The sequence below is a fragment of the Arthrobacter sp. P4_H3 genome, assembly GCF_056400885.1.
In genome coordinates this window covers 59,669-72,748 of the sequence record NZ_JBFUKK010000023.1, presented here as the reverse complement: position 1 = coordinate 72,748, position 13,080 = coordinate 59,669, and the positions used below count along the sequence as shown (strand labels likewise).

14 protein-coding genes and 1 pseudogene are annotated in these 13,080 nt (G+C 67.5%); 3 read left to right on the top strand and 12 right to left on the bottom strand.

All coding sequences use genetic code 11. The annotated features are described in order from the left end of the window. Both AC1DRE_RS22185 and AC1DRE_RS22180 read right to left on the bottom strand, forming a co-directional pair. Window positions 1–350: pseudogene (locus tag AC1DRE_RS22185) on the bottom strand (hypothetical protein); the annotation flags it as partial. Window positions 351–443: 93 nt separating this feature from the next. Next, on the bottom strand, window positions 444–836 hold the full coding sequence (locus AC1DRE_RS22180) for a (R)-mandelonitrile lyase (RefSeq protein WP_476986652.1): 393 nt from the start codon (window positions 834–836) through the stop codon (window positions 444–446). A 230-nt stretch (window positions 837–1,066) separates the two neighbouring features. Between AC1DRE_RS22180 and AC1DRE_RS22175 the strand changes: the two genes are divergently transcribed. From AC1DRE_RS22175 to AC1DRE_RS22165, 3 genes are all read left to right on the top strand, one after another. After that, window positions 1,067–1,429 carry a carboxymuconolactone decarboxylase family protein gene (locus AC1DRE_RS22175; protein ID WP_476986651.1) on the top strand — a complete coding sequence of 121 codons (363 nt, stop codon included), beginning with the start codon at window positions 1,067–1,069 and terminating at the stop codon, window positions 1,427–1,429. Between the two features lie 81 nt (window positions 1,430–1,510). Further along, entirely contained in the window at window positions 1,511–1,837 is a 327-nt protein-coding gene (locus AC1DRE_RS22170; protein ID WP_476986650.1) for a hypothetical protein, read from the top strand. 49 nt (window positions 1,838–1,886) lie between these two features. Continuing rightward, a complete protein-coding gene (locus AC1DRE_RS22165; RefSeq protein ID WP_476986649.1) occupies window positions 1,887–2,930 on the top strand; it encodes an NAD(P)-dependent alcohol dehydrogenase in 1,044 nt (347 codons plus the stop codon). 70 nt (window positions 2,931–3,000) lie between these two features. On the opposite strand, the gene AC1DRE_RS22160 is transcribed toward AC1DRE_RS22165, so the two are convergent. The 10 genes from AC1DRE_RS22160 to AC1DRE_RS22115 all read right to left on the bottom strand — a co-directional run bounded on the left by AC1DRE_RS22160 (window position 3,001) and on the right by AC1DRE_RS22115 (window position 13,012). Continuing rightward, window positions 3,001–3,795, bottom strand: a complete 795-nt coding sequence (locus AC1DRE_RS22160) for a DeoR/GlpR family DNA-binding transcription regulator (protein WP_476986648.1) — start codon at window positions 3,793–3,795, stop codon at window positions 3,001–3,003. A 109-nt stretch (window positions 3,796–3,904) separates the two neighbouring features. Further along, window positions 3,905–4,624 carry an SDR family NAD(P)-dependent oxidoreductase gene (locus tag AC1DRE_RS22155; RefSeq protein ID WP_476986647.1) on the bottom strand — a complete coding sequence of 240 codons (720 nt, stop codon included), beginning with the start codon at window positions 4,622–4,624 and terminating at the stop codon, window positions 3,905–3,907. Next, the gene (locus AC1DRE_RS22150) at window positions 4,621–5,922 is read right to left on the bottom strand and encodes a sialidase family protein (protein ID WP_476986646.1); all 1,302 of its coding nucleotides are present in this window, start codon (window positions 5,920–5,922) and stop codon (window positions 4,621–4,623) included. Before AC1DRE_RS22150 ends, AC1DRE_RS22155 begins: the two co-directional genes overlap by 4 nt. A 4-nt stretch (window positions 5,923–5,926) precedes the next feature. Beyond that, window positions 5,927–6,718, bottom strand: coding sequence for an HpcH/HpaI aldolase family protein (locus AC1DRE_RS22145; RefSeq protein WP_476986645.1), 792 nt, complete (start codon window positions 6,716–6,718; stop codon window positions 5,927–5,929). Window positions 6,719–6,764: 46 nt separating this feature from the next. Further along, a complete protein-coding gene (locus tag AC1DRE_RS22140; protein ID WP_476986644.1) occupies window positions 6,765–7,754 on the bottom strand; it encodes an aldo/keto reductase in 990 nt (329 codons plus the stop codon). A 70-nt stretch (window positions 7,755–7,824) separates the two neighbouring features. Next, window positions 7,825–8,658 (bottom strand): ATP-binding cassette domain-containing protein, encoded by an 834-nt coding sequence (locus tag AC1DRE_RS22135; RefSeq protein WP_476986643.1) that lies wholly within the window; start codon window positions 8,656–8,658, stop codon window positions 7,825–7,827. Then, complete coding sequence (locus tag AC1DRE_RS22130; protein ID WP_476986642.1) at window positions 8,651–9,565, bottom strand: ABC transporter ATP-binding protein; 915 nt, start codon at window positions 9,563–9,565, stop codon at window positions 8,651–8,653. The genes AC1DRE_RS22135 and AC1DRE_RS22130 overlap by 8 nt, the downstream gene beginning before the upstream one ends. A gap of 1 nt (window position 9,566) precedes the next feature. Continuing rightward, window positions 9,567–10,502 (bottom strand): ABC transporter permease, encoded by a 936-nt coding sequence (locus AC1DRE_RS22125; RefSeq protein ID WP_476986641.1) that lies wholly within the window; start codon window positions 10,500–10,502, stop codon window positions 9,567–9,569. Beyond that, entirely contained in the window at window positions 10,499–11,434 is a 936-nt protein-coding gene (locus AC1DRE_RS22120; protein ID WP_364123618.1) for an ABC transporter permease, read from the bottom strand. The genes AC1DRE_RS22125 and AC1DRE_RS22120 overlap by 4 nt, the downstream gene beginning before the upstream one ends. A 3-nt stretch (window positions 11,435–11,437) precedes the next feature. After that, window positions 11,438–13,012, bottom strand: a complete 1,575-nt coding sequence (locus tag AC1DRE_RS22115) for an ABC transporter substrate-binding protein (RefSeq protein ID WP_476986640.1) — start codon at window positions 13,010–13,012, stop codon at window positions 11,438–11,440. Window positions 13,013–13,080: the final 68 nt, after the last annotated feature.

The window sequence follows — 13,080 nt, the reverse complement described above, 5'->3', positions numbered from 1 at the left end:
GCCTGCCGGCTGCGGTCCACGGCCCCGGCCGACACGATCTGCAGGTACTCGACGGCCCGGGAGATCTCCTCGACCGTGTCGGCGAAGTCCGCGGCCTCGCGGAAGCCGAGCAGCGCGGCGTCGTCGACCGCCGTCGAACTCAAGGTCCTGAGCAGCTCAAGGCACCGCGCCAGCTCACCGGACCCGCCGTCGGACGCTGCTTCAAGAGGATGCTGGGGTGCCGCGGGGACACTGCGCAGGCCCCGGCCGTGCACAGCCGGAGGCGGCTGATCAACAGGATGCCGAACAGCAGCAGCATCAGTGGGCAGCTCGGCCCACCGCAACGCCCCTCCTGATGCAGAATCCCCCATGGCTTCCATGAACTAAGTCTGCCGCGGGGGTCAGACATTTTAGGGCCGGCCGCTAGGGCAGCGGAAAGCCAAGTCAAGCTAAACAGCGAACCCTTACTCCGCGCGCTCCACGTGCTCGGCCCAGGCGGTTTCGGGTCCCTCCTGGCCTTCGCCCAAGGCTTCCCACATGGCAAGGTGGCACATGAAGTGGCCCGGGGCAGCGCCGTGCCAGTGCTCTTCGCCCGGCGGTGTGTAGATGGTGTCGCCGGGGCGGATTTCGATGACCTCGCCGCCGCGGGACTGGACCAGGCCGCGGCCTTCGGTCACATGCAGGGTCTGGCCGTTCGCGTGCGAGTGCCACGCGGTGTGGGCGCCCGGTGAGAATCGGACCATGTTCACGCGCAGCTGCGAGGGGTCCTCGCCCTTGGCGATCACGTCGAACCAGACGTCGCCGGTGAACATCTCCGCCGGTCCCTTGTTGCTTGGCGTCTTCGGTTGGATTTCCAACTGGTCTCCTCTGTGGCTGGATTGCGCATTGCAGTATCGCGTTTGGTTGGTTTGCGCGCTGTAGGCGTCGCGGCGTCGCCCCATGGGCGGCGCATTCCACCCGTTCAACACTAGGAGCCTTCCGTGGCCCGAGGGAGGCCCTGTCAGTACCTGTACCAACAGACCCTTCCCCGCGCGGAGAGGACGCGGTTTTCTGGATAAGCACCGAAAACGCCCTAAGGAGCACCACCATGGCAACAGAGACCCCTTCGCCGGCCCAGCAGCTCATCGGCGACGTCGCCCCCAAACTCGTCCAGCTCACCGACGATGTGCTCTTCGGCGACGTCTGGGAACGGCCCGGTCTCTCGCCCCGCGACCGCAGCCTCGTCACCGTATCGGCACTGACCGCGCTGTACCGGACCGGCCAGCTGCCCTCCCACCTGCGCCTGGCACTCGCCAATGGCGTCACCCGGGACGAACTGGTCGAAGCGATCACCCACCTGGCGTTCTACTCCGGCTGGCCGAACGCCATGAGCGCGATAACGGCGCTCAAGGAAGTCCTTGCAGAGCAAACGACGACTGAAGAACCGACGACGACGGCGCACGCCGGCTGACGGGTCCCGGCCCACCACCGCATCGGTCCACCACTGCATCAACCCCGTTACATCCACACATCCACCGCTAAAAGGATTCTCATGCGAGCAACACTCATGTACGGCGCCGGCGACGTGCGCGTGGAAAACGTGCCCGACGCGGCCATCAAGGAACCGACAGATGCCGTGGTGCGGGTTGTCCTGTCCTGCGTGTGCGGCAGCGACCTCTGGCCCTATGACTCCCTCCCGGCATCGGACCACGGCGTTGCCCCGGCTCGGGCCTACATCGAAGAACTTATGCCGGACATCCTCACGGGAACAATCCAGCCCGGCAAGGTGTTTGACCATACTGTTGTCCTCGATGAGGTCCCTGCAGGCTACCGGGCAATGGCGGACCGCACCGCGCTCAAAGTGCTCATCCGTACTTAAGACTTTCCACCCAACTGAACGAATACCCCACCCAACATTGGAGAAAAATTTGTTTACCGCTAACGCTTACGCTGCCCCGTCCGCTGACGGAGCCCTCGTTCCCACCACCATCGAACGCCGCGACGTCGGCCCGCACGACGTGCTGATCGAGATCAAGTACGCCGGCATCTGCCACTCCGACATCCACACCGTCCGCGGAGACTGGGGACCCCAGCAGTACCCGCTGGCACCCGGCCACGAAATCGCCGGAATCGTCACCGAGGTCGGCGCCGAAGTCACCAAGCACACCGTCGGCGACCGCGTCGGCGTCGGCTGCATGGTCAACTCCTGCCGCGAGTGCGTCAACTGCAAGAAGGGCGAGGAACAGTATTGCCTCGCCGGGAACACCGGCACCTATGGCGCCGTGGACCGCGACGGCACCATCACCCAGGGCGGTTACTCCACCCACGTCGTGGTGACCGAGGACTTCGTCGTGCGGATCCCGGAGGGCATCGAGCTCGACGTCGCCGCGCCGCTGCTCTGCGCCGGCATCACCACGTACTCGCCGCTGCGCCACTGGGGCGCGGGCCCCGGCAAGAAGGTGGCCATCGTCGGACTCGGCGGGCTCGGACACATGGCCGTCAAGATCGCCCACGCCATGGGCGCCGAGGTCACCGTGCTGTCGCAGTCGCTGAAGAAGCAGGAGGACGGCCTGAAACTGGGCGCGGACCACTACTACGCCACTAGCGACGAGAACACCTTCTCGGACCTGGCCGGCAGCTTCGACCTGATCATCAACACCGTCAGCGCCAAGATCGACATCAGCTCCTACCTGCAGCTGCTGACCCTCGACGGCGCCCTGGTGAACGTCGGCGCCCCGGCGGAACCGCTGCCCGTGAATGCATTTGCCCTTATCACGGGACGCCGTTCTTTCGCCGGCTCCATGATCGGCGGCATCCGTGAAACCCAGGAAATGCTCGACTTCTGCGCCGAGCACAACCTCGGTGCCGAGATCGAAGTCATCCCGGCTGGGAAGATCAACGACGCCTACGAACGCGTCCTGGCGTCCGACGTCCGCTACCGCTTCGTCATCGACACGTCCACCCTGGTCTAAGAAGGCAACAAAAAGCAGCGCCGCCCGGGGGCGGCGCCACGCAAGGTCGTGACCCGAAGCAGTGCCGTCCTCAGGAGAGGGCGGCGCTGCTTTCGCGGTTAACGTCCACCAGCTGGACCGCCACGCCCGTGCTCCGGAAGAGTTCCACCTGCCCCGGGTCCGCACCGGAATCTGTCACGAGCGTCCAGGGGAGCGGGATCCGCGCCCAGGCATGGAACGGGCGCTTGCCGAGCTTGGTGGAGTCCGCCAGGACGTACACATTGTCGCCGCGGCGGGCCATCAGCTCTTTGAGCCTGGTCTGGGCATGGTCTGCCTCGCACAGCCCGTCGTCCGCCGTGACTGCGTCCGCCCCGAGGAAGACGCGGTCGAAACTCATCCGCTCCAGGGTCGCTTCGGCGAGCGGGCCGACAAAAGTCTGGCTGACGCCCCGAAGCCGGCCGCCCAGGCAGTCCACCTGGATGCCGGGGGAGTCGGCCAGTTCCTGGAGCGTGTTGATTCCGGGGGTGGTGACTGACAGGTTTTCCCGGCCGCGCAGGGCGTGGGCCAGGGCGCCCACGGTCGAGCCGCCGTCGAGCAGGATGATTTCGCCGTCGTGCACCTGGCCGGCCGCCCAGGCCGCAATGGCCTGTTTCTGTTCAAAGGCCTCGCCCGTGCGCTGCCGCAGGGACGGCTCCGGGTGCGCCCCGAGGGCCACGGCGCCGCCATAGGTGCGCGCCAGTTTCCCCTGCTCGTTGAGCTGGGCCAGGTCCCGCCGGATGGTGGAGGCCGTCACGGCGAAATGGCGTGAGAGCTCCTCCACGGAGGCGAGGCCGGTGGTCACGGCGAGGTGGTAGATCTCTTCGCGCCTGGCTTTGGCGGTGGTCATCTCTGGCTCTCCTTCGGCGGCGGCTGATGCCTCCGCAGCTGTGCCCGGCGGTCGGTCAGGCTGTCCCCATGCTATTCGGCCCGGCGCTGGTCCGTGCGGTGTAGGGCGCTCACAGGGACGCGCCGCCGCAGATCACGTAGTTCTGTCCGGTGATGGATTTCCCGTGGTCGCCCAGGAGGAAACCCGCCAGGGCCGCCACGTCAACGGGGTCCACCAGCTTCCCCAGTGCCGGCACCTTGGGCGGCGTGGCAGCCCGGCCCGGATCGGCCAGCATGGGAGTGTCCGTGGGCCCGGGTGAGAGGACGTTGACCGTGATGCCGCGTGGAGCCAGCTCCTGCGCCCAGGTGCGGCCCATTCCCAGCAGGGCTGCCTTCGTCGCTGCGTACTGGCTCTTGCCGGGGGATCCTGTGGACGTCCGGCTGCCGATCAGCAGGACGCGGCCGCCGTCGGGCATGTGCGGCACCAGGGCGTTCGCCAGTGCGCTGGCGGCGGCCACGTGCACCGTGAACATCCCGGCCAGCGCCTCCGGATCCAATTCGCCCAGGACGGCGGTTCGCTGGTATCCGGCGGCGTGCACCAGGGCGTCGGCAGGGCCAACGCCGGCCACGCACTCGGCCAGCGACGCCGGATCGGAGAGGTCCGCGTGCAGCCACCGGAAGCCGGGTCCCAGAACGGGCTCGCTGCGGCTCAGCCCGGTGACGTTCCAGCCATCAGCCAGCAGCCGCTCCGCGATGGCCTTGCCGATGCCCGAGCTGCAGCCGGTGACCACCGCGTGCCGGCGGTCCCTGCCTGCGGTGTCCGCAACCGCGTCCGCAAACGCGTTGCTCACGAGTCGCCGCCGGGCGTGGTGCTTCCCCTGTAGGCCCACTGCGGATCCACGCGCACGAACTTGATGGCCTGGCGGAAGTACGTGTAGGCGATGTTCAGTGCCCCGTCCGGGCCCTGGTGGATGGACGGATAGGAGTATTCGCGGTTCAGGCCGTCCCGGGAGTTGTTGGACAGGCAGTAGCCGTCGCCCACGTCCAGGTTGCGCCGGATGGGCCAGCTGCGTCCGGAGTCCTCCGAGATGGCCAATGTCATGGGGGAGCGCGGGGTGCCCCAGAAGGCCTTCCGCTCGCCGCCAGCCCCCTCGCCGCCAGGCTCGCCGCCAGCCCCGCCGTCGGCGGTAGCCGAACCGGAAAGCCCGCCGCCGGCCGGCACAGCCGGTTCGGTAATCTGCCCCTGTTCCTCAGCCAGCCCGTCGTCGTCGATCTCGTCGTAGAGGGAGAGCCGCCGTTCGGTGTTCTCTTCCGCCCTGGCGTGGTTGTAGACCAGCGCCAGGCGCCCGTCGGCCAGTGCCGTGAACTGGATGGAGGAGTTGTTGTTGGGCAGCTCGGTGGGGACCGGTTCGCTCCAGGTGGTGCCGTCGTCGGTGGAACGCGACTCGTAGATCGAGTCTGCCCAGCGGCTCCGGAACAGGGCCAGCAGCGAGCCGTCGGCCACCGGCTGGATGTTCATGTGGACACAGCCCAGGCTGCCCGGCAGGACGTGCTCGCTCCAGCTGGCGCCGCCGTCGTCGGAAATCATCACGGCGCTGTCGTCGCTGTTGCCCACCCACTTTTCCCCGGGCGTGGTGATGCAGCGGAAGATCGGGATGATCAGGCGGCCGGACGGCAGTACCACCGGCAGTTGGCGGACGAACACGCCGCCGGTTTGGTTCGCGGGGAACAGCGTTTCCACCGGACCCCAGGTCCGTCCGCTGTCGGTGGACGTCCGACGGCGGACCTCGGCGGTGTCCTGGTTGCCCGCCTTCTGTGCGGTGTACAGCAGCCACAGTGAGGTGTCGGGTGCGGTGAACAGGATGGGGTTCTGTTCGGAGCGGGCGCCGTCATTGGAGAGCTGCTGCGCGGGGGACCACTGCGTGCTCCCGGGTTCGAGCGTGGAGAACCAGATGGAGATGTCCGGCACGCCTTCCTGGGTTCCGCCGAACCAGACACATCCCAGGCGTCCGTCCGGGAGCGTCAGCAGGTTCGCGGCGTGGCTCTGCACGGTGGGCGCGGGCAGGTACGCGAAGTCCGCGCCGTCGGCGTGCTTGACGGTGCCGTCCGGGGTGATGGTGCTGTACTCAGTGCCGTTGGTTGTCTGCATGGCTTCAGCCCTCCTTGGTTCCGGCATCGGAGCGGGCGGCGGCGAGGTGGGCCTTGGCGGCCAGCTCCAGGTGCGTCAGGTCGGAGGCCACCGTGGTGAAGGTGTAGCCCTGGCGCAGCCGCTGGGCGGCGATGTCGCCCGAAGCGGTGTGGATGCCGGCGGCGACTCCTGCGGAGGCCGCGGCTTCGGCGATGGTCTCCAGGGCGGTGTTGAATTCGGCTTCGATGGCGGGGTCACCGGGGAAGGCGCCGCCGACGGCGATGGCCAGGTCCGAGGGGCCCACGTAGATGCCGTCGAGCCCCGGCGTCGCGCAGATCTCCTTGACGTTCGCCAGGCCGTCCGGTGTCTCGATCATGGCGAACACCAGCGTGGCGGCGTTCGCCTCGGCCGGAACCGGGCCGATCCGCAGTGCGGAACGCATGGGCCCGTACGAGCGGCCGCCCATCGGCGGGTACTTGGCGGCGGCAACGGCCGCGGCGGCGTCGGCCGCTGTGTTGACCAGCGGGACGATCACGCCGACGGCGCCGGCGTCCAGCGCCTTGCCGATGGCGGTCAGGTTGTTGTCCTCCACCCGCACCATGCCGACGGCGGTGTGCCCGGCGTCGATGGCCATGAGTCCGTTGAGCACGCCTGAGTAGCCGAGCAGGCCATGCTGCGCGTCGAGTGCCACGTAGTCGTAGCCCAGCCGGCCGATGCGTTCCGTGGCCACGGGCGCGTCCAGTACGGCCCAGTAGCCGACCGCCTGCTCGCGGGCGCGGATCTTGCGGGCGAATTCGAGGGCGAGTTCCGATGTCATCTGTGTCTTCTACCTTCAGTCAGTGTGTGCGTGCTTGCGGGGAGGGTCAGCGGTTGTAGGCGGGCATGGGGCCGCGGAGTCCGGCGCCCACGGCGTCGCAGGCTTCGGACACCTCTGCCGGCAGCGGCCCCTTGGCCACGGCCGCGATGTTGGCGCGGAGCTGCTCCACCTTGGAGCCGCCAAGCAGCATGGAGCCCACGCCGTCCCGGTACGCCAGCCAGCGCAGCGATAGTTCCGCCAGGGTGATGCCGGCGTTCTCCGCGATGCCGGCCAGCGCGTTGACGGCCTCGAACAACTGCTTGTCCCAGTAGCGCTGCGTGTACATGGCAGCAAGCTTGGAGTCGCCGAAGCGGCCCTCGGACGGCTTGGATTCGAAGCTGTGCCTGCCGGTGAGCAGCCCGCCCCCCAGGGGGTTGTAAACCATGGTGTGGACGTTGTGCGTGGCGGCGAATTCGAGGTATTCCTCCTCCACCCGCCGGGCCACCAGGTTGTACAGCTGCTGCGCCACGACCGGCCGCGGTGCGCCGACCTCGCGGGCCACGTGAATGACGTCCGCGATCTGCCACGCCGCGAAGTTGGACACGCCCAGGGCGCCGATCTTGCCCTCGGCGGCGAGCTCCGCCACGGTGCGCAGCGTGTCGTGCAAGGGCGTGGCCCGGTCCGGCTGGTGCAGGTAGAACAGGTCGATGCTGTCCACACCCAGCCGGCGGAGGCTGCCCTCGACGCTGTTGCGCAGCCCTTCGGGGGACAGCGGCGAGTGCTGGCCGTGGTCCGGGTGCGGCATGCCGGCCTTGGAGGCGAGGATGACGTCGTCCCGCCGCTCCTTCAGGAGACGGGAGAGCATGTCCTCGGTGGCACCGCCGACGTAGGCATTGGCGGTGTCAATGGTGGTGATGCCGGCGTCGAGCGCCTCGTCCACCATCCGCCCGGCGGTGGCCTCGTCGGCGGTGTCGCCGAACGTCATGGTGCCCAGGACGAGCCGGGAGATGGGTAGCTTCAAGCCGTCCACCGGGGTGCCTTCTGGCTGCTTGCTCATGCGTTGATTCCTCGTGGTTGCAGTGGGATTCGGGATCGGATTGGGTTTGGGCGCTTCAGGCTGTGACCGTTCAGCTGCGCTGTGTGGCCAGCGCCAGCGACCGGACCAGGTGCCGGGGTTTGAGGCCGCGCATGGTGGACGGGTCGAGGGCCGCGCGGCGGAGCTTGCGGGTGTAGTCCTCCTTGGGAGCCGTCAGGACGGACGCGGTGGGGCCGGATTCCACCAGCTTGCCGCGCTGCATCACCATGACGCTATCGCTGATCTCCTGCACCACGCCAAGGTTGTGCGAGATGAACACGTAGGTGATGCCGGTTTCGTCCTGGATGGACTTCAGCAGGCGCAGCACCTGGGCCTGGACTGAAACGTCCAGGGCGCTGGTGGCCTCGTCGCAGACCAGCAGCTCCGGCTTCGAGGCCAGGGCGCGGGCGATGCCGATGCGCTGGCGCTGGCCGCCGGAGAATTCCGCGGGGTGCTTGTCCAGGGACTGTGCCGGCAGGCCCACCTGGTCGATCAGCTTGGCCGCTTCCTTGTTCCGCTCGGCCCGGGACCGGACGCCCTGCAGCTTCAGCGGCTCGGCCACGATCTCCTGGGCGGTGAGGTGCGGATCCAGGGAACCGTACGGGTCCTGGAACACCATCTGGAACTTGGAACGCAGCGGCCGCAGTTTGGCCTCGCTCATGGCGGCGATGTCCGTTCCGTCCAGTTCGATCCGCCCGCTGGCCGGTGTCACCAGCCGCATCAGCGCCTTGGCGATGGTGGACTTGCCGCAGCCGGATTCACCGACGATGGCGATCGTTTTGCCTTTGTCCACCGAGAAGGAGACGTCGTCCACCGCCCGGAAGGTCCCGCCGGGCACGTGGTAGTCCACCACGAGGTTTTCGACGGAGAGGAACGGCTTACTCATGGCTTGCTCCAGTTGTGGTGAGGGTGGGGGCAGTAGGTGTTTCGTCCCAGGGGCCCAGGACCGGCACAGCGGCCAGCAGGCTGCGGGTGTATTCCGTGGCGGGGTGGTCCACGATCTGCTGGACCTCGCCGGACTCCACGAACGCGCCGTCCTTCATCACGTGGATGCGGTCCGAGATCAGCCGGGCGACGCCGAGGTCGTGGGTGATCATCAGGATGCCGATGCCGCGCTGCTCCTGGAGCTCCAGAAGCAGGTCCAGGATGCCGCCCTGCACGGTGACGTCCAGGGCGGACGTGGGTTCGTCCGCCACGAGGAGCTGGGGTTCGCTGGCCAGGGCGATGGCGATCAGCACGCGCTGCAGCATGCCGCCGGAGAGCTGGTGCGGGTACTTCTTCAGCTGCTTGTCCGGGGTGGGGATGTGGACCTGCTCCAGCAAGCGGATGGCGCGTGCCTTGACGGCGTCCTTGTCCTTGGAGGAGGCGGCGCCGGCAATCCGGATGGCCTCGGACAGCTGGCTGCCGATCGAGTGCACCGGGCTCAGCGCCGTCATGGGGTCCTGCGGGACCAGGGCCAGTGTCTTGCCGCGGACCTTGCCGATTGCCTTGGGATCAGCCGTGATGTCCACGCCGTCGATCAGCACGGTGCCGGAGAGCACCGCGAGGTCCTCGGGCAGGAGCCGGAGGATGCCCATCGCCGTCGTCGATTTGCCGGAACCGGACTCACCGATGATGGTGACGGTCTCGCCCCGGTGGATGCTGAAGCTGACGGAGTCCACCGCGCGGATGATGCCGGCGTCGGTGATCAGTTCAACCTGGAAATCGCGGACCTCCAGGAGCGGCTGCTCCTTGTGGCCGGAGTCGCCGTTACCGGAGCCAGCAGGTGCTGTGGTATCGGTGTGTGCGTTCATGTCAGGCACCCTTCTTCTTGCGGCGGGGACGGTCGCGGAGGCCGTCGCCCAGCAGGTTCACGCCGACCACCATGAGCACGATCACCAGGCCGGGCAGGCTGACCATCCACCATGAGGTGGTGATGTAGTCCTGGCCGTCGGAGATGATGCGGCCCCAGGTGGCGAACGGACGCTGCGGGCCGGCGCCGAGGAAGCTGAGGGCGCTTTCCAGGAGGACGGCCTGGGCCAGGAGGAGCAGGACAACCAGCGTGGCCTGCTTGATGACGTTCGGGATGATGTGCTGGATGAGGATCTGTACCCGGTGGAGGCCCAGGATCCGGGCGGCCGAGACGTAGGGCTTCTCACGTTCCACCAGCACCATGGACCGCGTCAGCCGGGCCACTTCTGGCCATTGGGCGATGGCGATCACGAAGGTGATGACCGGGATCGAAGGGCCGAACAATGCCACCACCAGGAGCAGCATCATGAGCAGCGGCAGGGACATCTGGGCCTCGAGGAGCCGGGAGACGATGGTGTCCACCCAGCCGCCAAAGTAGCCGGCGGCTGCGCCGAGGATGATGCCGATGGCGCCGGAGACCAGTACTGCCAGCACACCGATGGTGAGCGAGACCTGGCCGCCGTGCAGGACCCGGGAGAGCAGGTCGCGCCCCAGCTGGTCGGTTCCGAACAGGTGGCCGTCCGTGAACGGCGGCAGGCGCCGCGCGGCGAGGTCCTGGAAGTTGGCGTCCGGCAGCGGCAGCACCTGGGCCAGCAGGATGGGGATGATGACCAGCAGTGTGCAGACGGTGCCCACAACGAGCTTCCACTTGGCGGCATTCCGGCGCCGGGTGGCGCCGGCATTGGCAATGTCCGCCTTGGTGACGGCGCTGGGGCTCGGCTGCCGGGCCGGCAGGCCGGCAGAACCGGCTGTGGGCGTTGCGGTGTCGCTGAGGCTCATGCTGTTGCCGCCTTTCCAAGACGAACGCGGGGATCAAGAAGCGGATAGGCGAGGTCTATGACCAGCTGGACACCCACTGCGAGGAGGGCCGTGAGGAGGACCGTTGCCTGGATGAGGGGGTAGTCGCGTGTTTCCAGTGCCCGCACAATGAGGGAGCCGACGCCGGGCCAGGCGAACACCACTTCCACCACCACCACGCCGTTGAGCATGGCGGCGAAGCGGGTGCCGAGGGCCGTGAACACCGGGATGGCTGAGTTGCCCATGGCGTAGCGCCAGGTCAGCACCGAGTTCCGGACGCCCCGGGACCGGGCCACTGTCAGGTAGGGGGCTGCGAAGTTGGTGGTCATTTCCCGCCGGACCATCCGGGAGATCAGGGCGATCTGCAGGATGGCGATGGTGATGGTGGGCAGAACCAGCCCGCCCCAGGTGGCGAATCCGGAGGCCGGGAAGATGGGGATGAGGACGGCGAACCCGGTGAGGAGCATGATGCCGGTCCAGAAGTCGGGCATGGACTGGCCGGCTATGGTCAGCACATTGACGCCGAGTTCGCGGCCGGTGTCCGGCCGGCGTGACATCCAGACGCCCAGTGGAATGGCCACCACCGCGGTGAGCAGGATGGACGCGGTGGCCAGCGTCAGCGTGTACGGCATCCGTTCAGCCACCACCTGGATGGCGGGGGCCTGGAACGAGTAGGACGTTCCGAGGTTGCCGGTGAAGAGCTGCTGCAGGAAGATCCAGTACTGCTCCAGGACCGGGCGGTCCAGGCCGAACTGTTCCCGCACCTTGGCGAGCTGTTCTGTAGTGGCCAGCGGACCTGCGTAGGAGACCGCAGGATCGCCAGGGGCCATCCGGATCAGGATGAACACGGTGGAAACCGTCAGGAACACGGTCAGCAGACCCTGTCCGAGGCGCTTCAGGATGTAATTAGTCATGGCTCAGGCCTCCAGCCGGACGTCAACAAGCGGGTAGGAGTTGGTGGGGGCCAGGCTGACGCCGGACACCCGCTCCCGGTGGGCCAGCACGGACTTCGGCACGAAGGCCCAGGCGCACGGCCAGGTGTCCCAGATGGCCTGCTGTGCCACGGCCATCAGCTCCTGCCGGCGTACCGGATCCACTTCGGAGGACGCGGCCTGGATCTTGGCCTGCACGTCCGGGACGACGTAGCCCTGGTAGGTGTCACGGGTCTTTTCCTTTTCGGCAGTGCCGGCGTACATGCCTTGCATCATGGTGATGGCAAGGCCGGTGGGGCTGCTGAAGCCGTTGCCCAGCAGGTCCCAGTCACCCTGCTTGCCCTGGCGCCAGGCGAGGATGTTGCCGCCGGGTTCGAACTGCTGGAGCTGGGTGCTCACGCCGATGGCGCCGAACATTTCCACCAGGGCTTCCATGATGGAGGTGTCGCCGGCGAACTCGCCGGTTTCCCAGATGATCTTCAGCGTGAGGTCCTTGACGCCGAGCTCCGCGAGCCTGGCCTTGGCCTTCTCCGGATCGTAGGTGTACGTCCCCGTCTTGTGGTACCCGGTGAGGCTTGAGGGAGTGACGCCATCAGCCTGGCTGACGGAATCCACCAGGACGTCCTTGACCAGGGCCTGGCCGTCGATGGCCCAGCTGAGCGCCTCGCGGACCCGGGGGTCGGCCAGGGGGTGCCCGGCGGGCTTGCGGAAGTTATAGAAGATCTGGTTCAGCCTGAGGCTGGACGCCTCTTTGAGTTCGACGCCGGGAAGTCCGGCGAGCTGCTCCCTCGAGTCGGGCGTGATGGAGTCGATGATGTCCACCTCGCCGCTGCGCAGGGCTATGACGCGGCTGGATTCCTCGGGAAGGAACCGGACCTCCACGTTCTCGACCTCTGGCGCGGGGCCCCAGTAGTTCTCGTTCCGCTGGAGGCTGTAGGTGCCGGCCCCGCGGTTGAACTTGGTGACGACGTACGGGCCGGTGCCGACGCCTTCCTGCAGCTCCTCCGGTTTGTTCCGTGCCGCGGGAGTTATCAGGATCATGCTCATGAGGGAGTCGAGGATGGGGATGGGGTTCTTGGACTCCATCCGGAACGTCCGGTCGTCAACGGGGACCACGGTGGGGAATTCGGGGAAGAACCCGGCCACAAACGAGCCCTGGACCTGCTGGTACATCTTCAGGGCTGTGGTGATGTCCTCGATCAGGACCGGTGTGCCATCGGAGTAGCGGACGCCTTCGCGCAGCCGGACGGTCCACGCGGTGGGGGACGTCATTTCGAAGCGGTCCGCCAGGACCAGCACCGGCTTGGTTTCCGGGCCGATGGCCGTCAGTCCCTGGCGCACCGCGCGCTGGACGGTGACGGCGGCGTCGAACTGGTTGAGCTTGTTGTCCAGGCTGACCAGGGACCGGTTAAGGGCCAAGGTCAAAGTACTGGGGCCCGGCAGCCCGGTGGGGCCGGCACATCCGGCGAGGCCGCCTGTGCCCAGGAGAAAACCGGCGGCTGCGCCGAACTGCAGGAGGCGGCGCCGTGAAATCTCACTTCCTTGAGGAAGAACGGTCATCGTTGACCTCTCGGTAGAACGGGACGGCTGGCGGCCGGATGGCCTGTGCCGTGTTACATGGATCACTC

Excerpts from the sequence above, each read along its gene's own strand:
- AC1DRE_RS22120 (WP_364123618.1), bottom strand. The coding sequence starts at position 11,434 with ATGACTAATTACATCCTGAAGCGCCTCGGACAGGGTCTGCTGACCGTG.
- AC1DRE_RS22135 (WP_476986643.1), bottom strand. The coding sequence starts at position 8,658 with ATGAGTAAGCCGTTCCTCTCCGTCGAAAACCTCGTGGTGGACTACCAC.
- AC1DRE_RS22130 (WP_476986642.1), bottom strand. The coding sequence starts at position 9,565 with ATGAACGCACACACCGATACCACAGCACCTGCTGGCTCCGGTAACGGC.
- AC1DRE_RS22125 (WP_476986641.1), bottom strand. The coding sequence starts at position 10,502 with ATGAGCCTCAGCGACACCGCAACGCCCACAGCCGGTTCTGCCGGCCTG.
- AC1DRE_RS22115 (WP_476986640.1), bottom strand. The coding sequence starts at position 13,012 with ATGACCGTTCTTCCTCAAGGAAGTGAGATTTCACGGCGCCGCCTCCTG.
- AC1DRE_RS22175 (WP_476986651.1), top strand. The coding sequence starts at position 1,067 with ATGGCAACAGAGACCCCTTCGCCGGCCCAGCAGCTCATCGGCGACGTC.
- AC1DRE_RS22140 (WP_476986644.1), bottom strand. The coding sequence starts at position 7,754 with ATGAGCAAGCAGCCAGAAGGCACCCCGGTGGACGGCTTGAAGCTACCC.
- AC1DRE_RS22145 (WP_476986645.1), bottom strand. The coding sequence starts at position 6,718 with ATGACATCGGAACTCGCCCTCGAATTCGCCCGCAAGATCCGCGCCCGC.
- AC1DRE_RS22150 (WP_476986646.1), bottom strand. The coding sequence starts at position 5,922 with ATGCAGACAACCAACGGCACTGAGTACAGCACCATCACCCCGGACGGC.
- AC1DRE_RS22160 (WP_476986648.1), bottom strand. The coding sequence starts at position 3,795 with ATGACCACCGCCAAAGCCAGGCGCGAAGAGATCTACCACCTCGCCGTG.
- AC1DRE_RS22170 (WP_476986650.1), top strand. The coding sequence starts at position 1,511 with ATGCGAGCAACACTCATGTACGGCGCCGGCGACGTGCGCGTGGAAAAC.